Consider the following 21,264-nt stretch of genomic DNA (forward strand, 5'->3'; position numbering starts at 1 on the left):
AGACCGGAGGGCTCGCGCCCTACCGCTAACAAAAAATACCCCGCTTGGCGTCAAGGTAGCTGGCATTGGGCTCACGCCACGTGCTGAGATGTCATCCCAGCGGGACGCGTCAGCGACCGGCGCGTGGCGATCCCGCCACCCACGCATTTGCCAGCAAATCACGTGCAACCCTGTGCTGGAAACTGCGATTTTCAACTGGCCCCTTCATCGGTCATACTGACCGGATTGATCGCGGGTGACGAAATCTCAGGGAAGGGTTCCAAGTGGACGTGCTATCGCCAAATCACGACGAATTCGGATTCGGGGTCGATCCCTTCAATCCGCGTACCGCGCGTCCGGTTGAAGCCGTCGGGGCGACATCCAAGTCCAAGCTGAAACGACAAATCACCCAGTCCTGTCCCCGCGTTCCCGGTGTTTATGGGATGCTCGACCGCGCGGGGGATCTGATTTATGTCGGGAAGAGCAAATCGCTGCGGAGTCGGCTACTCAGCTATTTCAGTGCTGCCAATGAAGACGAGAAAGGCGGCCGCATCATCGAAAACACCCGTGCGATTCAATGGGAGACGCAACCGAGTGAGTTTGCGGCCTTGCTGCGAGAACAACAGCTGATTCGCCAATTCACACCGCGGTGGAACGTGCAAGGCGTTCCCAAACGTCAGCGGCCGGTCTACCTGTGTTTGGGGCGTGCGCCGGCACCCCAGTTCTTTCTCTCGCCAAAGATTCCCAAAGACTACATCGCGCTGCAGGGGCCGTTTTTTGGTGCCAAACGGATGGCCAACGCCGTCGACGCACTCAACAAAGTCTTTCGGTTGCGCGATTGCAGCCAACAGCAGACGTTCGAATTTGCCGAACAACTTTCACTGTTCCAAATCGATCATCGTCCCGGCTGTTTGCGGCTGGAATTGAACACCTGCCTGGGCCCTTGCGCGGCCGCTTGCACGCGTGGGGAATACGCCAGCCAAGTCAACGCGGCGGAAAGCTTTTTGGATGGATTCAATGACGAACCGCTGATCGCGCTCCAGGATCGCATGGAATCCGCTTCGGCCAATCGTCAATACGAACTGGCCGGTCGGGCACACCAGACGCTCAAGTCGCTTCGCTACGTGCACCGAAAACTCATCCTCTTGGCGAACGCACGTCGCAAGTACAGCTTTGTCTATGCGGTCCCCGGGTTTGATGGCTGCCACACCTGGTACCTGATCCATTGCGGCGAAGTCAGCGCGGTCGCCGCCACGCCGATCGGCAGCGACGGTTATCAAGCGATCAAACCGATCATCAACGGTTGGAAAGCCACCTTGGAAAGCGCCGCGGACCGCGGACACGGCCCGTTTCCTTACACGCTGGGCACGGTCGCATCGTGGTTCAAAAAACATCCCGCAGAGCTCGATCGCACCTTCGCGCCCGAACAGGCCGGCCGAAAGTACTATCGCAAATCGATGACCGCTTAGCAAAAAGGTGTCCGACACCTTTTTGGTAAGCAAGGCGATCTAGGCACCCGGGGTTAACTGACAGGTCCGAGTGAATCTCAGTCCGCAACTTTGATCAGTCCGCGTTCGCTGCGGAAGTACAGCGCGTCGCCGCTGACCGCCGGGCTGGCCAACACGGACTCGCCCAGCTCCGATTCCGCGATCACTTCGCCCTTGTCGCCTTGATCTTCGACGACGATGACTTTCCCGTCCGACCCGACGATGTAGATCCCCGTCGCCGTCATCACCGGAGTGGCCCAGACGTTGCTCAATTTACCGAGCCGCGCTTGCCACAGAATCGACCCGTCGCTGATCGAACCGGCCATCAACGTGCTCCCGCGCCCCATGTAGATTCGATCGTTGGAAGCGACGGGACTGCAGCGTTGCGGACGCAGCTTGTTACTTTGCCACTGGATCGTCGCAACCGCGTCGTCACCGTCGGTCTCCGCCGCACTCAACCGGATCGCCGTCGTGGATTGACCGGGAACGATGATGTAGGGGGACGCAAACGTACTCGATGCGGTTCCATCCCCGGAGACGTCAAAGCGTTTGAGCACCTTGCCGGTTTTGACGTCCACCAGTTCCACTCCCCGACCGTTGTGCATCGCGACGGCGGAGATGCCGTCTTCGGTTTGTACCAGTTGCGGCGACGACCAATTGGACGACGCGTTTCGCGCGTTGGTCCACAAAATCTCGCCAGTCTTGGCATCGATTCCCGCCGCAAACGAATCGCCCTGGTTTTCAAGTTGCACCACGACCACACCGTCGACGACGACCGGCGAACTGCTCATGCTGATATCGTTGCCGGTCTTGGGACGATCGATCGCCAAAGCCCGATACCACACCAAATGTCCGGCGAGATCATAGCAGACCAAGTCGCAGCTGCTGAACAATGCGAAGACCCGCTCGCCGTCACTCGCCGGCGTGGGGGACGCGTTGGAACTGGTCGGGTGCGTGAACGGTCGGCCCGTGGCACGCATCGGCCGCGACCAACGCAATTTGCCGTCGGCGACTGAATAGGATTCGACATACAGATCCCGTTCGTCTTCCCCGCCGCATCCGGTCACAATCACTCGATCCCCGATAACCAGCGGACCGCCAATCCCACGCCCCGTCGTGGTCGTCCGCCACGCAATGTTGTTGCCGGATTCGGCATCAAATTCGGCAGGGGTTTTTGCCTCGGGAGCAAACGAGCGACCGTCACCGCGAAATCCGAGCCAATCGTCGGCATCGACGACGCAAGAGGTCAACGCGAGTGCGACGGCGGTGACACAACGGATCGAAAATCGAGAGCGGATCATTTGGAACCTGAATGGCATCGAGAGATTCGTGAGGATTCGGCGGGTCGGATCATCAACGGGCTTGCGTTGGACGTGCCGCAGCAGTTTAAAGCATTCACAGATCGTGTGCAGGACGCCAGTCCGCCCCCCGGGCACATCCGGGACGACGCGCGACGGTGTTCCCCACCCACCTTGCGCGGATTGTTTTCCACACCCCATCAGTCCCCCTCGCTGCCGGGGCATCGGTATCTACACAATGACAGTCACCTCCCTGGCAGGGAGGGTCGAGCGCAGCGAGGGTCGAGCGGTCGTCGCTGAGCGATTCCGAGCCACATCGACCCTCGCCGCGTCGAGCGTAAACTCCTCCGCCACCCTCCCAGGGGACGTCGATTGTAGAAGTGGCGGAGTTGATCGTAGCGGAAATCGTCAAGACTTTCGCGAGCCGCCGACCCTCTCTGGCGTTTGCTTGCTGCGCAAACGCCGTCTCTCCCAGAGGGAGAGAAACGAAATCGATTGCCAAATCCTGCAGTAAAAGAAGCGACGTCCCGAGGGAGCGTGACTTCAACTCTTGCGACTGGCGTAGAGAGACCAGTACCTGACAGGCAGATGGACAAGCGCGACGTGTGGCAACCTAGGCCCAATTGCGTTCAGGCCGCACTCGCAATCGGTTTGCCTCGTCATCGTCAATGAACGTCTCCGTCGACGGATCCATCCGCAGCGTCCGCTGCAGCAACCAGGACAACGCGGCGGCGTGGGACGCGGTGTGTGATCGACGCATGACGATGTGATTGGCGTTGGGCAGCTCACGTGACTTGACGCAGTCCAGGAAGTTCCGCGAGTGAGCTTCGACGTCCAGACCGGACTCTTTCTTCGGCAGTTGCGGCAACCCTTTGCCGATCGATTCCGGTTGGATCACGATGCCCCCGCTGTCGCCGACTTCGACCGAGCCCTCGGTGCCTTCGAAACGAACCGGACAGGTGCCGAGCGATTGGACCCAGCCCGGCCGCTGGCCGAACGGAGTTTGCAAGAAATGGATTCTCAACTCCACGCCGTTTTCATAGCGTGCCGTGATGCCTGATTCATCGGGCGAGTATTCGACGGGAATCGTGTCATCGGATTGATTGGCCCACTGACACAGATCCACGGTATGGGCGCCCCAGTCCAGCAACCGCGCCCCGGAATCAAATTCAACGTAACCGCGCCAGCGACCGTTGACGTACTCTTGGTTGAACGGTCTCCATGGGGCGGGGCCCAGCCACATATTCCAGTCGCACACGTTTGGATCCGGCGTCGGTTGTCCCGGCAACCAGGTCGTGTTGATTTCGGGCATGTAAACGGTCGCGTGCAGCTTCTGCAACTTCCCGAGCTTTCCGTTGTGAGCGAGTTCGACGGCTTGGGCAAAGTTCGCGACCGTGCGGCGTTGCGTCCCGGCTTGAAAGACACGCCCGGTTCGGGCAATGGTTTCGGAGAGTCGTTGGCACAGATCGATCGTGATCCCGCACGGCTTTTCACTGTAAACATCCTTGCCGGCATCGGCGGCTAGCATCGACGCGGTCGCATGCCAACGATCACCGGTCGCGATCAGCACGGCATCGATGTCCTTGCGATCGAGCACACGTCGAAAATCGATCACGGTGTTGCAGTTCGAGTCGCCGTAATGCTGGTCGACCAGCTGTTTGCCTTGTTCGCGGCGGGTGGCCTGTACATCGGCGATGGTCACGCATTGGACGTCCGCGTGTTTCAGCATCCCCCCCAACACATAACGGCATCGGGGGCCGATGCCGATCACGCCCAACCGAATGCGTTCGCTGGCGGCGGCACGGGCCGACCGAGTCTGCAGCGCAGTGCCCAATCCGAGAGGGGAAACAGCGGCAATGCCGGCGGCTTTCAAAAGAGTTCTTCGATTTGACATGACAATGGCGATCGGAAACGGGGGGGAGAGGCAGGGCTGGGAAGCAGAGACACCGATTATAGCAGCCGCAAAGCATCCCCCATTCGCGCCACCTCCCCCATTCCGTCTTAATTGGTGCCACCCACCGTTTGCTGTTCATTCGATAGCATTCGATAGGTGCCACCCACTGTTTAGTTTTCGATAGGTGCCACCCACTGTTTAGTTTTCGATAGGTGCCACCCACTGTTTAGTTGACTCCTTTTCCGATCGAGGTAGAATCAAACCGCTAGCTGCATCCGGGGAGGGATTTGTGATGGGACGTCCGCTGCGTTCGGAACAAGTTGATCGTGATGAGGTATCGATTGTGCACGCCGTCCAACGGTGTGTTCGGCGTGCTTTTTTAGCTGGGGTCGACCAGGCGACCGGCAAGGACTACGGATTCAGGCGTGAGTGGATCCGGCGTCGAATGGAAGCTCTGGCGTCTGTGTTCGGCATCGATGTGCTCTCCTACGCCGTGATGTCCAATCACATGCATCTGATCCTCCGCAATCGCCCCGACGTTGTCGGCGCGTGGACGGACCAGGAGGTCGCCATTCGGTGGCTGAAAGTCTTTCCCGGCCGTCGAATGGAAGAACATTTGGGTGAACCCACCGAAAACGAGGTTCAAATGTTGGTGTCCGATCGAGAGAGGCTTGCCGAAGTGCGTCGTCGCCTGTCGGATATCTCTTGGTTCATGCGTTCTTTGAGCGAACCGATTGCGCGGATGGCCAACCGGCAAGACGAGTGCACCGGCCGATTTTGGGAAGGCCGATTCAAGCTGCAACGGATCACCGACGAGGCCGGCTTGCTGGCATGTGCGATGTACGTGGACCTCAATCCGGTCCGTGCAGCGATGGCGGAATCGCCCGATCAGTCTGTCCACACGTCCGGCTATGATCGGATCAAAGGAGAACAAGGTCAGGAAATCGATTCGGCCGCTTTTGATCTGGTTCCGGTTACGACGGAACAGGCTGGCGAAGAACGCCGCACCACGCCGGTAGATGAACTGCGTGAAAAGAAGCGGGCAAAAGGAAAGAATCCGACCGGTAAACGCATCCGCCGCGACGGATGGCTGGCACCGTTGACGCTGGATGAGTCGACGCTTTCCAGCGACGCTCAACCGAACCAGGCCGGAGTGCGGGCGAGCGACAAGGGGTTTCTGGGGATCAGCCTGAAGGACTATGTTGAGCTTCTCCGTTGGACTGCCAAACAGAGTGAAGAAGGCGCGGGACGAGAGATACCGCCAAGATTGCAAGGTCTGGTTTCGCGTCTCGGAATCGACTTGTCGATGTGGCGCGATTTGGTCTGGAACTTCCAGCGTTACTTTGGCAACAGTTGCTGTGCGGGCTCACCGAGCGGCATGTCGCAGTTCGCCGAGTCGAGCGGCCGCAACTGGGTTAGGGGGCAGCGACGCGTCGCCGAGTGTTTCGCCGTCTAGCAATTCTCCGCCCCGTATCACTTCCGGCGGGCGCTTCAATCTTTTCAGCAAGCCACGGTCGCCTCTTGGCCGGGCCCCGGCATCATTGTAGGCCCCAGCGTCTGCAACTCATGTTTAGTGCGACTGACTGTCGATGCTACTCTCGGCTGTCACCTAGTGAGTGCCTGGGGCGCTAATCAGTGCGTGGCACCAAATGATAGCACCGCCAAATGCTGAGGATGACAATAGGTGGGTGGCACCAACTAAGATGAGACAGCGGCGATCGGTGGGTGGCACCGGAAAAGATGAGGCACCGGCGTTTGAGTTGAATTGCGACGAACAGAGAGGTGATTAGAGGAATTGCGTTCCGCGTGCCAGTTGATAGCCGCGCTGGAACTCTTCACCGGTCATTTCGCGTTTGCCGGCCGGGCAGAGGGTGTCGATTCGCAAGGCACCATCGCCGGCCATTACCACCAATTCCTTGCCTCCGGTGATTTGTCCGGGCTGCAAATCGTCCGTCGGCTGCTCAACCGGCGTGACCTTGAGGATGGTCAATCGAAGCGGTGGCTTGTTCTCTCGAACCTTGATCATCGAGAACGCGACCGGCCAGGGTTGCATGCCGCGTACGAGACAATCGATCTCTCGGCAGCTTCGTTGCCAATCGACTTGCGCTTCTCGTTTGCTCAATCGCGGCGCTTTGGTCGCTCGCTCGGTGTCTTGGACTTCACCGATCGGCGATTCGCCATCCCAACGCTCCAGTTCGTCGATGCTTTGCAGCACCAGGTCGACGCCGAGTTGTGAGAGTCGCTGTTCGAGTTGTCCCGACGTTTCATCATCGGCAATGGTGGTTCGCCGGGTGCCCAAGATCGGGCCGCCATCCAACTTCGGCGTCATGTGGATGACGCTGACACCGGTTTCGCGATCGCCGTTGAGCAGCGCTCGTTGGACCGGAGCGGCACCACGGTAGGCGGGCAACAGCGATCCGTGCAAATTGATGCCTCCCAAGTTCGACACTGCCAACGCGTCGGGTTTGAGGATTTGACCATAGTCGCAAACCACCAAGAGGTCGGGTTGAAGGGCTTTGAGCTGCCCAATCGCCTCGACGTCGTTGATACTAGCTGGATCCAGAATCGACAGTCCGTGCTGCGCGGCCCAGGTTCGCACCGGGGCCGGCGGAGGTCCCTTGCGGCTCTTGACCGGCGGTTCGGGTTTGGTGACGACGGCCAGCAGCGTGTGTCCGGAACGACGAATGGCTTCGAACGAAGGAACGGCGAACGGGCCGGTTCCCATGGTGATGATACGCACGATGATGCTCTCTCCAGAAGACGCTGATTCGATTCAGCAGTATTTGTTCGTCCAGTCGGCCAACCGTGCGATCAGCTGGTCATCGGGCGGAATCGATCCGGTCGCCTGCTTGGAGCGAAAATCGGTTTCCAATTCGTCGATGCCGGCTCCCAATTCCAGCGCCGCGTGCTCTCCCATGCGGTCGAAAAACAGGGTCCCGTCCAGGTGATCGATTTCGTGCAAGAAGACACGCGCCAAAAAACCTTCCAGCGTCGTTTCGATTGGGTTGCCTTTCATGTCGAACGCGCTGATGCGGATCGATTTGGGGCGGATCACGTCTCCGGTGAGCCCTGGCAATGAAAGACAGCCTTCTTCGCCCACTTCGCTACCCTTGGGACGGCTGACTTCGGGGTTCACGATCACGAACTCTTCGCCACTGCCTTTTTCACCGGTGGGATTTGCGACGAACATCCTCAGCGGCAGATCGACTTGGTTTGCCGCCAGTCCGACGCCCTTGGATTCGTACATCAAATCCAGCATCTCGTCAGCGATTTTTCGCAATTCGGCATCGACTCGCTTGATCGGCTTGCTGACATAGCGAAGTGTAGGATGGGGGTAGTAGATGATTTCGAGAGACATGACAGGCCACTATGCGACAATGGTATTTGGACGAGGCCGGGAGGTGTGGAATCGCGTTGTGTGCAACACGACCGAGGCCCACATGGCTGGGAGAGGCTGGTTCCGCGGCAAGGTGATCGGGTGGACCGCAGTGATCGAGTGTTTCGGCGACTGCTGCGGCCCCTAAGATGACCGATTCGTGGAGTTTTGTCATTCGGGCTTAGCCGGTATCCCTGGCCCCCTCTCGACATTTTGTCGTCCTTCAGCCACGATCCTGGCTATCCACCGCAACTCAATTCTCGATCCGAGACGCTGAGCCGACGGTAGGCATCCCCTGTGCTGGCACGATCCTGCCAGCACAAGTCGCGGCCTACCTGCAACACCTCGCCGACCGGACAACGTCGTGAGTCGAGTCCCCCTCCAACGATCCGCCGACCGCTGTTTTCGCCCATGGACTTTTCGCCCAATCAAGCTGCCGCCGCAATCTGGCACGGGCTGCGATCTGACCCTCTGGCGCGGGTCCAGCTGCATCGCGTTGCCGAAGCGACCGTGTTGGATTTCGGCGTGGAAACGCATGGCTCGATCCGGGCGGGATTGCAACTGGCGCAGGCCTGCATGGGCGGGCTGGGGCGAGTTTCGGTCGTTCCCTGCGACCGTGCCGCCTACGGCGTCGCCAATGCCGTTTTTGTCGAAACCGACTTCCCTCGACTCGGCTGCCTGGGCTGCCAATACGCGGGCTGGCCGGTCCAGTCGGACGACTACTTCGCGATGGGCAGTGGCCCGATGCGATTGTTGCGAGGCAAAGAAAAGATGCTGATCGAGCAAGGACTCAGGGATCAGGGATCTGATTCAGCCTGCGGCATCTTGGAATCCGACAAACTGCCCTCGGCGTCGGCGATTGAAACGATCGCCGGGGACTGCGGCATCGCACCAAAATCGCTGACCGTCGGGGTGGCTCCCAGCACCTCGATCGCCGGTTCGATTCAAATCGTCGCCCGCAGCGTCGAAACGGCCATGCACAAACTGGATGATCTGGAATTTGACGTTCGAACCGTGATTTCGGCGACCGGCTCGGCTCCGCTGCCGCCGCCTGCCGGGCACGGAAACACGATCGCGGGGATCGGTCGCACCAACGATGCGATGCTCTACGGTGCGACCGTTTCACTGTGGGTCGATTGCCCCGACGAGTCCATCGAGTCGATTCTGGACAAAATCCCCAGTTCCGCGTCGGCGGACCATGGTCGCCCCTTTGCCGAGATTTTCGCTCAATACAATCACGATTTCTACGCGGTCGACCCGTCGCTGTTCAGCCCGGCAGTCGTCTCGATTGAGAACCTCCGCTCGGGGCGAACCTTCACCTCCGGACGAACCGTCACGGAGATTTTGCGAGAGTCCTTCGGCACATGAGCGGTTCGCCGCTCGCGTCGCGACGCCTGCTGATGCTCGGACCGGACAGCGGCTGGCACGCCGAACAGCTTCGAGACGCGGCTTGTCGGCAAGGCCATCGCTTGGACATCGCCCCCTGGGAGACGATCGCCGCACGCGTCGGTGAAGGCCAAACGCCAGTCTCGCTGCAGTCCGACCGACGGCAGCTGTCCGACTATGACGCGATTTTGACGCGAACGATGCCGGCCGGCTCGATGGAACAGATCACCTTCCGCCTGGCGGCGCTGCACGCCATCGCGGACCAATTGACCCCGCACCCAACCGCCATCGTGAATCCGCCCCGCGGGTTGGAGTGGTCGATCGACAAATTTGCAAGTCTGGCACGGTTGGCGAGTGCCGGATTGCCGACGCCCTCGACTCGTGTCGTACAATCTCGCGGTGAAGCGATGCAAGCGTTTGACGAATTGGGCGGTGACTGTGTGGTCAAGCCGATCTTCGGAGGCGAAGGCCGCGGCGTGATGAGGATCAGCGACGCCCAGCTTGCCTGGACCAGCTTCTCGACCCTCGAACAGTTGAAGGCCGTGCTTCAAATCCAATCCTTCGTACCACCGGGCGGCCGCGACACACGTTGGCTGGTCGTGGGCGAACAGGTGTTTGGCGTGCGTCGGCACAACCACCACTGCTTTCGATCCAATGTTTCCGCGGGAGCGACCTGTCAGCGGATCGAACTGGATGCGTGCGTGAAAGCGACGGCCAAACGAATCACCGAACTGTTCGGGCTGGTGTTCGCTTCGGTCGACCTGATTGACAATGATCAGGGGCCACCGCTGTTCCTCGAAGTCAACGCGATCCCGGGCTGGAAAGGCGCCCAAAGCGTGATCGATGAGTCGATCGCCGAACACGTCATCAGCACACTGGTGGCTGAAACCGAAAGAGTGACAACATGAGCACAGAAGTGCGCGACGGAAACGTCGCCTCGCGGCTTCGCATCATCGCCTCGTTGACCCCCGGAGCGATCGCGATTGCCGAACCGAGCGGACCGCCGGCCGAAGACGGACCGCGCAACTATGCCTTGACGACGTTCCAGAATCTTGACGAACGCACCGATTTGATCGCGCGGGGATTGGTCGCCTGGGGAGTCCGACCGGGAATGCGGTTGGCGATGCTGGTGCCCTTCGGCGGACAGTTCATCGAACTGGTCTTTGCGCTATTGAAAGCCGGCGTGATCGTGGTGTTGATCGATCCGGGCATCGGGCGGAAACACCTCGTGAAATGTTTGTCCGACGCTCGGCCCGATGGCTTTGTGGGGATTCCCAAAGCACAAGCGATTCGCACGTTGCTGCGACATCGTTTTCCGACCGCTGGTTGGAACGTCACCCTGGGGCGACGCTATTTCTGGGGCGGCAAAACACTTGAACAAATCATCCAGCTGGGTCGTGATGCGACGGTCGAAGGCGAAACGGCTGCACGAAAGACGCTCGAATTGCCCCTCATCAATCGCCCCGATCCGGCGGCGATCATCTTTACGACCGGCAGCACCGGGCCCCCCAAGGGCGTCTTGTACAGCCACGGAACGTTTCACGCACAAATCGATCGCATCCGCGAACGCTATGACATCCACCGCGGATCACGCGACCTGGCGTGTTTTCCACTGTTCGGTTTGTTCGATGCCGTGATGGGCGTGACGACGATCATCCCCGACATGGATCCCACTCGTCCGGCCGACGTCGATCCGCGTCGCTTGATCGAAGCGGCACGGCAATGGGAGATCGACCAAGCCTTCGGCTCGCCCGCCCTTTGGAACACCGTCGTGCGGTGGTGCAATGAACACGGCGTCCAACGCCCCTTCCCCACGCTGAAACGCGTGCTCTCCGCCGGAGCCCCCGTGCCCGCGTCGACGATGGCCAAGCTGCGTGACTTGATCGCCGAAGACGGCGAGATCTTTACGCCCTACGGCGCCACCGAAGCGCTGCCGATCGCGTCGATCGAATCGCGCGAAGTGATCGCCGAAACCGGCCCGGCCGCAACCAAGGGCAAAGGCGTTTGCGTCGGCACCCGTTTTCAAGGCGTTCAGTGGAAAGTCATCGAGATCGACGACGGCCCCATCGAGACGATCGAACAAACCCAGGCATTGCCCACCCAAAAAATCGGCGAACTGATGGTCAGCGGTCCCATGGTGACGCGCAAGTATGTCGTCCGCGGTGATCAAAATCCGATGCACAAAGTCTTCGATGGAGACACGGTTTGGCATCGCATGGGTGACGTCGGCTATCTCGATTCACGCGATCGGTTCTGGTTTTGCGGCCGAAAAGCCCATCGGGTTCGCGGCGGCAGCCGAACCTGGTTTACGGTCCCCTGCGAAGCGATCTTCAACGCCCATCGGCATGTCTATCGATCCGCGCTGGTGGGACGCGGCCAGCCTGGAAATCAAACGCCGGTGATGTTGATCGAACCGATCCGCGAACATTGGCCGAAGTCCAAGCAAGATTCCCAGCGGCTGGTGGCCGAACTGTTGGATCTGGCCGCAAGAAACCCGATCACCCGAACGATCCAAGAAGTGATCATCCGCCGTGAACCGTTGCCGGTGGATATCCGACACAACAGCAAGATCTTTCGGGAAAAACTCGCCGACGAACTGCGTTGAAACCAAGCGTCGTGGACGTCTCCGCCCGCCGACCCGCACGTCAACGCTGTGATGCATTTTTGGGGGTACAGAGCGAGAGGACTGTCGATTTTGTGAGCCGCGCGCCGCGTAAGCGGCCGGGCACTGCGACGCTGCCCGGGGCCTGACGGCCAACGGCTCACCATTGACTCAGCAGATCCCGACTAAAACGACACACCGTAAAACACAGAACATCAATGCTTCACAGCGTTACCCGCCCGTGCGGCGAAGAATTCGCGCGCTGAGAATTTCGGGGGCCCCGCATCCGAGCTGCCCCGACTCGGATGCGAGTTGAATCCCCTCCAGCTGAACTCGCGAAAACGGTGGTCTGAAACCGCACTTTCAGGTGAGATCAGCAGCCGATCGCCCCGTGCACGTGTGCCCCGACGTCACACTCGACTTCCTGCATGATACAGCTTGATGGCAATTATGCAAATTGAGAACCCATTAAACGGCAGACAAAGGCGGTTAGAGACCCGCTTCAGAGCGTTTTCGGCTAGCCCATCCGGGTGAGCGGCGTCGCGAAACGAGACGGTTTGTCGCGGAACTCGTCCAACACCGGAAATCAATGCATCGCAGCGTTACCGCTGGGGCCCAAAAACCGATCGAGCGGCCAGCGCGTCGCTGTGCCGCAGCAGGTAGGCGGTTCGGGAATTCGGGTCGACGCAGAGTTCCTTCAGCGTGGTCTCGCCCAGGCTTGCCAGTCCGCGGAAACGCTGATGGCGATGGGCGATGTTCTTTTCATCGAGCACCGTACGAATCCGCTGCAGGTGGTCTTCACTGTAGGCATGCAGGGCGTCGGCGTATCCACGGGCGCGGATTTCAAACAGCGGTGATTTGACCAGCGAGACGCGGTCGGCATCCAGCAGCGGCCGCAAGTAGACGTCAAAAAACATCAGCATCAACGCACCGCAGTGAATTCCATCCGCGTCGGGGTCAAACAAGAACAGGATCCGATCGTAGCGCAAATCCGCCAGATCTTCCGCGTGCCAGCCCGTCCCCAATGCATCGATCAGGGCAGCATACCACTGGTTTTTCCTGACCGCCGCATCGGACGCCTTCGTCGCGTTCATCGGTTTGCCCTGCATCGGCAACACGGCCTGAAACCGCTGGTCACGAACCCGCGCGACCGCCTTGGACGCCGAATCGCCCTCGACGATGAACAACTCACGATAGGGTTGTTCGGTCGGCGAGCAGTCGATCAGCTTGGTTTTTTGAGTGATGAACGTCATGTCCGGCAATGTCCACACCCCGGCGACACGTCTGGTCAGTCGCTTCAGTCGATCAAACGTTTGGAAAGTCCTTCGTAGGCGTCGATGCGGCGGTCGCGCAAGAACGGCCAATGTGTCCGCACGACATCGATTTCGTCCAGATTGCAATCGGCACACAAGACGTGGTTGCCCGATGGAGCGGCTTGGGCGACGATTTCACCGCGGGGTGAAGCCACGAACGACGACCCCCAAAATTCGACTTGGCCTTCCCGGCCGACGCGATTGGGCGCCCCCAGCCAAAGGCCGTTGGCGATCGCGTGGGCCCGCATCGAGGTTTGCCAAGCGTCGAGTTGTCCCGCACCAAATTCCTCCTTTTCGCCGTCGATCCATCCGATCGCGGTCGGGTACAACAGGATTTCGGCGCCGGCCAGCGCGAACAAGCGAGCCGCTTCGGGAAACCATTGGTCCCAGCAGACCCCGACACCGAGCTTGGCGTAGCGGGTTTCAATGGTACGAAATCCCATGTCGCCCGGCGTGAAGTAGAACTTTTCGTAATACAGCGGATCGTCCGGGATGTGCATCTTTCGATACGTTCCCGCGATGCTGCCGTCCCCGTCGACGACGACCGCGGTGTTGTGGTAGACGCCGGCGGCACGCTTTTCAAAAATCGGGGCGACGATCACCATTTCGTGCCGCTTTGCCAAGTCTTGCATCCGACGGACCGATGGACCGTCCAGGGATTCGGCGTAGTCGAAATTGCAGTGATCCTCTTCCTGGCAAGGATAGGGGGTTGCAAAAAGCTCTTGAAGGCAGAGGATCTGGACCGATTCGGAAGCCGCCTCGTCGATCTGTTTTTCCACTTCGTCGAGCGTCGCGTCGCGTGAGCCGGCGTACGACATTTGCAGCAGTCCGATTCGTACATTTCGATTGGTCACGGTTTCGTTCATTTCAGGCAAGGGAAAGGCAGAGCATTGGAGATCGTCTTCGTTTCGGGCACCGGAACGGAAGTCGGAAAGACTTACGTTGCCAAACAACTTGCGGTTGCACAACGGGACGCCGGTGTTCGCGTAGGAGTCTACAAACCCGTCGCGAGTGGTTGTATCCGGCAACCCCGCAATTCGGAGACGAATTCTGTGGCACCGGCCGACCAGCTCGTTTCCGCCGACGCCCTTAAGCTCTGGGAAGCCGCCGGCCGCCCCTTGGATCTTGACGCGGTTTGCCCCCAGCGTTTCGAGGCCTCGGTCGCACCCGACGAGGCAGCCCGACGGTCGGGGCAGCGCGTCGACGTCGACCTGTTGACGCGCGGCGCCGATTGTTGGCGCGATCACTGCGACACGTTGATCATCGAAGGTGCCGGGGGGCTGTTGAGTCCGATCGCCGATGAGCTGCTGAACATCGATCTGTTTCGACGGTTTCGCGGCGCGAAGCTCTATCTGGTCGCGGCCAATCGACTGGGGGTGATTCACGAAGTGATCGCGACATGCCGCGCCGCGGCGTCGTCCCAGGTCACCGTCAGCCGTCTGTACCTGACCGCGTCCGGTCCCACCGCAGACGAATCGGGGCAGAGCAACGCCGAACAAATCCGCCACTGGTTACCGGAATTGGATCTGCGGGAAGTCGCCTGGGGACAGGGGTGTTGAAGTCTCGATCTCAACGTGCGGATCAAGCTGCTGGAATCGATCACGTCCGCGACGACTCAAAGCGGTTCGGTCGATCGCATGGGCACGCTGGCCATTGTCGTTACCCAACGAGTGCTGCGTTACCGACAAAATCCACTACGTCCCGGCGCGATAGGTTGGGACGGGACGTCCGGGGCGAAAACTTTCTATCGATTGCATCTCGGCATGGCCCGTGAACTCTGCGGCCAACGCACTGACGGCACTGTCGACGGATTCCTGCAGGGCTTCGGGATCCAGACTGACACGCGCGTTGATAATCAGCGTCAACGCCGTTCCCTCGGCTTGCGAAGCGACCGAGAGTGTCGTCGCGGTATTGCTGCTGACCAGATTGGCAACGCCGACCGCATCGCCGGAGGAGCAGAAGACCTTTAAATGGGCCGGTTCGGCATCGAGCGTTTCCAACCGCGCTCGAATCAAGTCGACGATCCGCACGACGACGCGATCGATCGACATCGGAACGCTGGATTTCAGAGCGACGGTCGCATTGAGCCACCCCAGCTCCGCTTCCCCTTCGGCGTAGACGTCATAGTCCACGTCCATGAATCGCTCTCGCGCCGCCGCGTCACCGGCCAGCGAGTCGCAAACCGCCTCCACATTTTCGCCGGTCTTGGCCGACAAAAACAGCACCGGTCGGCCGGGATATTGGTCTTCGACACAGTCCCGCAACTGGGTTTGCTGCTGCTCGCTCAATTCGTCAATGCGGTTGATCAAAATCAACTCGGATTCTTCGAGTTGTTTGCGAAAGATGTACTCGGCCTGTTCCGAAAAACCTCGCCCTTCGCCACCGGTCAAAATTTTCAATCCGTGACTCGGTTTCAAGATCACCGCGTAGGGGCTGTGCACAAACTTCTCACCGAGTTGCTCCATCATCGGAATCGCGATCGTGGCGATCAGATCGGTACAACTGCCGACCGGTTCGGCAAGAATGATGTCGGGACGCTGATGGGTTTCAAACGCTTCGATGGCGTCGGTCAAGCCGTGGAAATTGCAACAAAAACACGAGCCGGCCACTTCGTTGACATCGAGTCCTTGGCTCCGCAACAACTCCGTATCGACCAAGCCGGCGGCCTGGTCATTGGTCACCACACAAACATGTTTCCCCTGGGTCTGGTAGTGCCGCGCCAAGCGGGAAATCAAGGTGGTTTTGCCGGCGCCGAGAAAGCCGCCGATCATGATAAACCGAATGGGAGACGTCATCGCTGCTGCTGGGTTCCAATGGATGCGGTCAAGGCGAAGATCGCCGCCGGACTTCACGACGCAACATTCTGACGAACGTCAGAACGTCCGTCAAGCAACGCCCCGGCACCACTTGGAAATCATTTGGTCGGCGCTTCCCCGACATCCAAACGGCAGCAACCGAAATCGAGCACGCGATTACGGTTGCGTCGGCTCACGTCGAGAAACTGGTCGTTGAGCGAATAGTAGATGTATTTGCCGTCGCGCCGAGTCTGGACGATGTCCGCGTGATAGAGCACTCTTAAATGGTGCGAAACCACGCCGATCTCTTGGCCCAACAGTTCGGCCAGATCCGAAACACTTAACGCTCCCAGTTGCAGCGCCCGCACGATGCGAATCCTGAGCGGATCGCCGACCGCTTTCAGGTAAGCCGCACAGCGTGTTGCTTCATCGTTTTTTGACTGGGGCATGATTCATCAGGCTCCCGCATGCCGGGTAAGAAACGGGCGGGGGAATGGGGCGTAGGCTGGAAGCCTGCGGCACTGCGTGGAAGCCTGCGGCTTCTTGGGGTCGCAAGCTGGAAGCTTACGCCACCGCGTGGAAGCCTGCGGCTTCCTTGGGGTCGCAAGCTGGAAGCTTACGCCACGGTGTTGCTGGTTGACGGGTCGACGCATGGTGATCGAGACGGAGTGGGGTACAGCGCGGTTCCGATCCCGATGCCGATTAGATGAATCACTGCCGTCCCCAGCATCATGCCGGCAAGGTATTGAACTGAGCCGACGCCAGCCCCGATGTCGACGCCGTGGGCAAACCCGTGCAATCCGCCGCAGAGGGTGGCAATGACGGGGAACATTGCGTGATGGAATCGTCGGACCAGGCAGACTCCCATCGCGACCAGCGTGAGGGCCAGTCCGATCTCCAGTCCGGATACCGGTCCGATTGCTCGCCCGACCAGACTTGCGATCGCCATCGAACCACAAAATAAGACTGGAAGAGTCCATCGACCACGCGGCCCGCATCGCATGGCCATCACCCCCACCACAAGCATCGCCAACAGGTGATCGATTCCCATCCACGGGTGCGCGATCCCGTTTGGGACGGTGCCGGCCAATTCGTGCGAGTGGCCGGGATGCGCGCTGGCGGTCGAGACGGCCGCGAACAAGCTGATCAAAGCCAACATGCGAAGCATCATAAGAGTTCATCCCGTTGATGGTGAAATGTTTGCAATCGTTGCGATTGGGAAGTGTTTCCGAATACAAAACATATCATGGCGGGATGGGGGTTCAATGGCCCATGATCGCGATCGAAACACTTGCCGGCTATTGCTTGAAGCGATGTTCCGAAATCAATGCGATGGCCTGTGGCGCCAGCTCCCGAGCGAGAGCCGTCGCGCGTGACCCTCTCGCTGACGCGTGCGGGCTGCAATCGACAGGCCGTTGGCAGGTCCCGCGACGAGCGTGATCTCAGTCAGCCGTTACACTACATGCCGACGACCGTCGATGAGCTTCACCTCGACGAAGCCGAACCGGAACTGGATTCACTGGTCGCCCACGCCGAACGAAGCAACCCGATGTTGCGAGGGCTGGCAGCCGAGATCGCACGTGACCGCGCGAAGGAATCGTTGGCGTGCCTGCAGCAATACCCGGACTTTCAACTCGGGCTGGGGTATTCCATCATCAGTGACGACCATGACGTGTTGAGCGGTGTTGCCAACGGCCACGACAACATCAACTTCACCGTCGGTGTGACGCTTCCGATCTGGAGAGACAAGATCAACGCGGGGATTCGCGAGGCGGCCCACCAACGCAGCAGCACGTCACTTCGTTTGGATGCCGAGCGCGATCGCGTCCGCGGCTCACTGCGCCGTCAAGTCGCCGCCGCCTACGCTGCAATCGAACAGTTGGAACTGTTCCGCGATCGCCTGATTCCACGTACCGAACAAACCCTGCAAATCGCGACGGCCGACTATCAAGGCAAGAAAGCCGACTTTACGGATTTGATCGCCACCTACCGTGAACTGCTTGCGCTGCAGGTCCAAGTTGCCCGCGCCAAAGCCAATCTGGCCAGCACGCTGGCACAGATCGAACGCATCGCGGGTTAGTGATTTGTCCACTTTTAAACTTCCGATGCCGGACGGTCACCTGGCATGCACAGCATGCCCTACGAGGCGGGGCGACTACGTCCCTGCTCGATCAGGTTATCGAGTTGCTTCTTCAGTCGCTCGGCGACGTCCGGATGCTGCTCGATCACGTTGGACGTTTCGGCGGGGTCGTCGTCCAGGTTGAACAGTTGAAACGGCGGCACGCTGGTGTTGGCAAGCTGGGTCTCGACCACGACGTTGCGAGCCGTCTTTTTTCCATAGCGATGCAGTTTCCATTGGCCGGCCCGCATTCCGTAGGTGCCGGCGGCGCCGTTGTCTTGCTGAACCAAATGGTCGCGGCCCTGGGCTCCATCTTTTCCCAGCAGCGCGTCGATCACATTAAAACTGTCCAAGAAAAAGTCGTTCGGAAGCGACTGTTCGGTCAGCGCCGCCAGACTGGCCGCCAAGTCGATCGTGCAAACCACTTCATCGCTGACTCCGGGTTTGATGCGACCTTTCCATCGCGTGATCAACGGCGTTCGCGTCCCGCCTTCATAGACGCTGTATTTGCCACCTGAATACTGACCGGCGGCGCGGTGATCGCCGATCTGTTCGATCGCACCGTCTTTGTAGCCGTCGTCCAGCACCGGGCCGTTGTCACTGCAGAACACGACCAATGTGTTTTCGGCCAGATTCAATCGGTCCAAAGTCTTCATGACTTCGCCGACGCACCAATCGAGTTCGATGATGGCGTCGCCGCGGAACCCGAGTGATGTCTTGCCTTGAAAACGTTCGTGCGGCATCCGTGGCACGTGAATGTCGTGCGATGAGAAGAACAGAAAGAACGGTTCGTCCTGATGTTGCTCGATGAACGCGACAGATTTTTCCACCCACTTGTCGGCCAGGTCTTCGTCGCGGAAACGCGCGGCGTGTCCACCGGTGTAGAACCCAATCCGACTGATGCCATTGTGGATCGTCGAATTGTGCCCATGCGACCAGTCCATCTTGAGCGTGTCCCGATGCGTCAACCCGGTCGGATGATCGGGGCTGGGCTTTTGTCTGCCGACCCACAACGGGTCAGCCGGATCCAAGTTCGGAACCCGATGGTCGTGGACATACACCTGCGGCACACGGTCATTGGTCGTCGGCAGCAAGAAACAGGTATCAAAGCCGATCTCCAGCGGCCCCGGTTTCAACTGGCCATTCCAATCCGGGCCATCTTCTCCCCCCAGCCCGAGGTGCCATTTGCCGATGACCGCCGTCGCGTAACCGGCGCGTTGCAGCAGCGACGCAACGGTGTCGGTTCCCGGCTTGATGATCGCCGGCGCGTTGGGCGGCGCGATCCCGGTGCGTTCACCGCGAAACGCGTAGGTGCCCGTCAACAACGAATAGCGTGTCGGCGTGCAGGTCGATGCGGAGCAATATCCGCTCGTAAACCGCAGTCCTTCGGCACTCAATCGATCGATGTTCGGAGTCGTCAACGACGTCGCGCCATAACACGAAACATCTCCGTAGCCCAGATCGTCCGCCATGATCACGATCACGTTGGGTTTTTCGGCGACGGCTAGCTGGAGGAATCCGGCGGGGATAGCCAAGACCATCAGCATCGTGAACAGCGGCAACAACTTGATTCTCATTGTGGTACTCGTGGGGGGAGGATTGGTCATGGATGAGATTCCATTTTGTCGAAGTCCTTCGCCCTGAACTTCGCGGTTCACCAGAAACCGGGGTCTCGTTCGGCCTGATGAAGCCGCCGCCCCCAATGTGGCTGGCGGCGTGACCATGTTGGAGGATGCAACAGTGTACCCAATCGTCTGGCCGGTTGTCGTGGGACCGTGCAGATTCCGATCGCGAAAACCGCTGATCGGATTTCGCGAGGGGGCGTTGCCTGCCCCAGGACGATGCAATCCGGGGACCAAGGCGTTCGATCATGGCAATGCGTCAAAAAACTGACGAACCGCTGTAACAGTTGCGCCCGCCAATCCGTGTCTAGAGGAACTGGCGAAGGAACGCCGGCCGCCATTCGGCGTGTTGATTCAATGGAATCTCTCAACGGAATCTCTCAACGGAACCCGCACATGATGATGCCGAGTCACACCCTGGTCACTGCATTGCTGGATCGTCTGTACCTGCCGCTCTGGACGGCCAGGCAGATGCAGTTGGATGCGGATTCGGGCCTGGATGTGCCAGTGGGCCTGGTTTGCATGTATGTCATCACCAGCGGCAGCGGATGGCTCGACATGCTAGACGATGATCGACCACCGATCCGGCTGGTCGAAGGGGACCATGTGTTGCTGCCTCACAGCCATGCCCATCGAGTGGTCGCCCGAACAACAACTTCCAGTCAGCCCATCGCCGATTGGCTGGAGCGACCGTACGGGAAACCCCACGGTCCTGAAATCGACGCCGCGCGCGTCAGCCTGCTTCACGGGCAGTTTCAACCACAGCAGCTGCATTTCAATCCGCTGGAGATCGGCTTGCCGCGGGTGATCCGTTTGAACCATCATCAACATGCCCCACTTCGGTCGTGCGTTCCCCTGCTGACGATCATCCGATCCGAGGAACAGGCTCGTGAGCTTGGTTGGGAGCTGACGGTGCGACGGCTGGCCCAGCTCATCTTTCTAAAGACGTTGGGGGTCGCGCTGACCCTGGAGTCTGCGCAGGCAGTTGCCCCCGGGGAATCGCCGGGTTCCGCCACCGCACGAATCGCAGCCATCATCGATCCGACCGTTGGACCGGTCTTGAACGCGATCACCGACCGGCCGGGAGAACCCTGGACCGTGCCGTCGATGGCCAAAAGCGTTCGCGTCTCCAAGAGCCATTTCTCGGAACGTTTTCGAAACCTCGTTGGTAAACCTCCGCTGCAGTACCTGACTGAAATCCGGATGCAAAAAGCCAGTTGTCTGCTTCGAGAAAGTGACCTCGAAATCAGCAACATTGCGGCGTTGGTCGGTTATGAATCGCCATCGTCCTTCAGCAACGCATTCAAACGTCACTGCGGATGCACTCCGGCGGAATACCGCAAGTGGGGTTGTACCGGTTCGGGGCGACACCCCGAACCGACGGCCTGCTGAG

18 protein-coding genes are annotated in these 21,264 nt (G+C 59.7%); 8 read left to right on the forward strand and 10 right to left on the reverse strand.

Annotation, left to right across the window (positions count from 1 at the left end):
- Positions 1–263: 263 nt before the first annotated feature.
- Positions 264–1,448, forward strand: coding sequence for a GIY-YIG nuclease family protein (locus Enr13x_RS21615; protein ID WP_145388972.1), 1,185 nt, complete (start codon positions 264–266; stop codon positions 1,446–1,448).
- Positions 1,449–1,525: 77 nt separating this feature from the next.
- Here the strand turns inward: Enr13x_RS21615 and Enr13x_RS21620 are convergent, their stop codons facing one another.
- Positions 1,526–2,785 (reverse strand): outer membrane protein assembly factor BamB family protein, encoded by a 1,260-nt coding sequence (locus tag Enr13x_RS21620; protein ID WP_197455272.1) that lies wholly within the window; start codon positions 2,783–2,785, stop codon positions 1,526–1,528.
- A gap of 592 nt (positions 2,786–3,377) precedes the next feature.
- Entirely contained in the window at positions 3,378–4,658 is a 1,281-nt protein-coding gene (locus Enr13x_RS21625) for a Gfo/Idh/MocA family protein (RefSeq protein WP_145388974.1), read from the reverse strand.
- A gap of 292 nt (positions 4,659–4,950) precedes the next feature.
- On the opposite strand from Enr13x_RS21625, the gene Enr13x_RS21630 reads away from it, so the two are divergent.
- Positions 4,951–6,114, forward strand: a complete 1,164-nt coding sequence (locus tag Enr13x_RS21630; RefSeq protein ID WP_145388975.1) for a transposase — start codon at positions 4,951–4,953, stop codon at positions 6,112–6,114.
- A gap of 330 nt (positions 6,115–6,444) precedes the next feature.
- Here the strand turns inward: Enr13x_RS21630 and fmt are convergent, their stop codons facing one another.
- Both fmt and def read right to left on the reverse strand, forming a co-directional pair.
- Entirely contained in the window at positions 6,445–7,383 is a 939-nt protein-coding gene (gene fmt / locus Enr13x_RS21635; RefSeq protein WP_145392566.1) for a methionyl-tRNA formyltransferase, read from the reverse strand.
- Between the two features lie 48 nt (positions 7,384–7,431).
- A complete protein-coding gene (gene def / locus Enr13x_RS21640; RefSeq protein WP_145388976.1) occupies positions 7,432–8,016 on the reverse strand; it encodes a peptide deformylase in 585 nt (194 codons plus the stop codon).
- A gap of 429 nt (positions 8,017–8,445) precedes the next feature.
- On the opposite strand from def, the gene mch reads away from it, so the two are divergent.
- Genes mch through Enr13x_RS21655 form a run of 3 tightly spaced genes read left to right on the forward strand, consistent with a single transcriptional unit; the run spans position 8,446 to position 12,025 of the window.
- Positions 8,446–9,402: a methenyltetrahydromethanopterin cyclohydrolase gene (gene mch / locus Enr13x_RS21645; RefSeq protein WP_145388977.1), complete on the forward strand. Its 957-nt coding sequence runs from the start codon at positions 8,446–8,448 to the stop codon at positions 9,400–9,402.
- Positions 9,399–10,328, forward strand: a complete 930-nt coding sequence (locus Enr13x_RS21650) for an ATP-grasp domain-containing protein (RefSeq protein ID WP_145388978.1) — start codon at positions 9,399–9,401, stop codon at positions 10,326–10,328. Before mch ends, Enr13x_RS21650 begins: the two co-directional genes overlap by 4 nt.
- Positions 10,325–12,025, forward strand: a complete 1,701-nt coding sequence (locus Enr13x_RS21655) for a fatty acid CoA ligase family protein (RefSeq protein WP_145388979.1) — start codon at positions 10,325–10,327, stop codon at positions 12,023–12,025. Before Enr13x_RS21650 ends, Enr13x_RS21655 begins: the two co-directional genes overlap by 4 nt.
- Before the next feature lie 599 nt (positions 12,026–12,624).
- On the opposite strand, the gene Enr13x_RS21660 is transcribed toward Enr13x_RS21655, so the two are convergent.
- Together Enr13x_RS21660 and Enr13x_RS21665 are read right to left on the reverse strand one after the other, a co-directional pair.
- A complete protein-coding gene (locus Enr13x_RS21660) occupies positions 12,625–13,275 on the reverse strand; it encodes a toprim domain-containing protein (protein ID WP_145388980.1) in 651 nt (216 codons plus the stop codon).
- Positions 13,276–13,319: 44 nt separating this feature from the next.
- Positions 13,320–14,201, reverse strand: coding sequence for a carbon-nitrogen hydrolase (locus Enr13x_RS21665; protein WP_145388981.1), 882 nt, complete (start codon positions 14,199–14,201; stop codon positions 13,320–13,322).
- Positions 14,202–14,225: 24 nt separating this feature from the next.
- Between Enr13x_RS21665 and bioD the strand changes: the two genes are divergently transcribed.
- A complete protein-coding gene (gene bioD / locus Enr13x_RS21670; RefSeq protein ID WP_145388982.1) occupies positions 14,226–14,894 on the forward strand; it encodes a dethiobiotin synthase in 669 nt (222 codons plus the stop codon).
- 135 nt (positions 14,895–15,029) lie between these two features.
- Here bioD and Enr13x_RS21675 read toward each other — a convergent pair whose 3' ends face one another.
- The 3 genes from Enr13x_RS21675 to Enr13x_RS21685 form a co-directional block, all read right to left on the reverse strand.
- Positions 15,030–16,130 (reverse strand): CobW-like GTP-binding protein, encoded by a 1,101-nt coding sequence (locus Enr13x_RS21675; RefSeq protein ID WP_231743690.1) that lies wholly within the window; start codon positions 16,128–16,130, stop codon positions 15,030–15,032.
- Between the two features lie 119 nt (positions 16,131–16,249).
- Positions 16,250–16,579 carry an ArsR/SmtB family transcription factor gene (locus Enr13x_RS21680; protein ID WP_145388983.1) on the reverse strand — a complete coding sequence of 110 codons (330 nt, stop codon included), beginning with the start codon at positions 16,577–16,579 and terminating at the stop codon, positions 16,250–16,252.
- 167 nt (positions 16,580–16,746) lie between these two features.
- Positions 16,747–17,301, reverse strand: a complete 555-nt coding sequence (locus tag Enr13x_RS21685) for a HupE/UreJ family protein (protein ID WP_145388984.1) — start codon at positions 17,299–17,301, stop codon at positions 16,747–16,749.
- Between the two features lie 291 nt (positions 17,302–17,592).
- Here Enr13x_RS21685 and Enr13x_RS21690 point away from each other — a divergent pair, with 291 nt between their 5' ends.
- Positions 17,593–18,210 (forward strand): TolC family protein, encoded by a 618-nt coding sequence (locus Enr13x_RS21690; RefSeq protein ID WP_231743691.1) that lies wholly within the window; start codon positions 17,593–17,595, stop codon positions 18,208–18,210.
- Positions 18,211–18,269: 59 nt separating this feature from the next.
- On the opposite strand, the gene Enr13x_RS21695 is transcribed toward Enr13x_RS21690, so the two are convergent.
- Entirely contained in the window at positions 18,270–19,826 is a 1,557-nt protein-coding gene (locus Enr13x_RS21695; RefSeq protein WP_197455273.1) for a sulfatase family protein, read from the reverse strand.
- Between the two features lie 441 nt (positions 19,827–20,267).
- On the opposite strand from Enr13x_RS21695, the gene Enr13x_RS21700 reads away from it, so the two are divergent.
- Positions 20,268–21,263: an AraC family transcriptional regulator gene (locus Enr13x_RS21700; RefSeq protein ID WP_197455274.1), complete on the forward strand. Its 996-nt coding sequence runs from the start codon at positions 20,268–20,270 to the stop codon at positions 21,261–21,263.
- Position 21,264: the final 1 nt, after the last annotated feature.

Source organism: Stieleria neptunia, from assembly GCF_007754155.1.
Lineage (GTDB): Bacteria > Planctomycetota > Planctomycetia > Pirellulales > Pirellulaceae > Stieleria > Stieleria neptunia.

Excerpts from the sequence above, each read along its gene's own strand:
- fmt (WP_145392566.1), bottom strand. The coding sequence starts at position 7,383 with ATGGGAACCGGCCCGTTCGCCGTTCCTTCGTTCGAAGCCATTCGTCGT.
- Enr13x_RS21685 (WP_145388984.1), bottom strand. The coding sequence starts at position 17,301 with ATGATGCTTCGCATGTTGGCTTTGATCAGCTTGTTCGCGGCCGTCTCG.
- Enr13x_RS21675 (WP_231743690.1), bottom strand. The coding sequence starts at position 16,130 with ATGACGTCTCCCATTCGGTTTATCATGATCGGCGGCTTTCTCGGCGCC.
- Enr13x_RS21625 (WP_145388974.1), bottom strand. The coding sequence starts at position 4,658 with ATGTCAAATCGAAGAACTCTTTTGAAAGCCGCCGGCATTGCCGCTGTT.
- Enr13x_RS21690 (WP_231743691.1), top strand. The coding sequence starts at position 17,593 with ATGCCGACGACCGTCGATGAGCTTCACCTCGACGAAGCCGAACCGGAA.
- Enr13x_RS21655 (WP_145388979.1), top strand. The coding sequence starts at position 10,325 with ATGAGCACAGAAGTGCGCGACGGAAACGTCGCCTCGCGGCTTCGCATC.
- Enr13x_RS21660 (WP_145388980.1), bottom strand. The coding sequence starts at position 13,275 with ATGACGTTCATCACTCAAAAAACCAAGCTGATCGACTGCTCGCCGACC.
- Enr13x_RS21665 (WP_145388981.1), bottom strand. The coding sequence starts at position 14,201 with ATGAACGAAACCGTGACCAATCGAAATGTACGAATCGGACTGCTGCAA.
- mch (WP_145388977.1), top strand. The coding sequence starts at position 8,446 with ATGGACTTTTCGCCCAATCAAGCTGCCGCCGCAATCTGGCACGGGCTG.
- Enr13x_RS21650 (WP_145388978.1), top strand. The coding sequence starts at position 9,399 with ATGAGCGGTTCGCCGCTCGCGTCGCGACGCCTGCTGATGCTCGGACCG.
- Enr13x_RS21695 (WP_197455273.1), bottom strand. The coding sequence starts at position 19,826 with ATGAGAATCAAGTTGTTGCCGCTGTTCACGATGCTGATGGTCTTGGCT.
- def (WP_145388976.1), bottom strand. The coding sequence starts at position 8,016 with ATGTCTCTCGAAATCATCTACTACCCCCATCCTACACTTCGCTATGTC.
- Enr13x_RS21700 (WP_197455274.1), top strand. The coding sequence starts at position 20,268 with ATGATGATGCCGAGTCACACCCTGGTCACTGCATTGCTGGATCGTCTG.
- Enr13x_RS21620 (WP_197455272.1), bottom strand. The coding sequence starts at position 2,785 with ATGCCATTCAGGTTCCAAATGATCCGCTCTCGATTTTCGATCCGTTGT.
- Enr13x_RS21630 (WP_145388975.1), top strand. The coding sequence starts at position 4,951 with ATGGGACGTCCGCTGCGTTCGGAACAAGTTGATCGTGATGAGGTATCG.
- Enr13x_RS21680 (WP_145388983.1), bottom strand. The coding sequence starts at position 16,579 with ATGCCCCAGTCAAAAAACGATGAAGCAACACGCTGTGCGGCTTACCTG.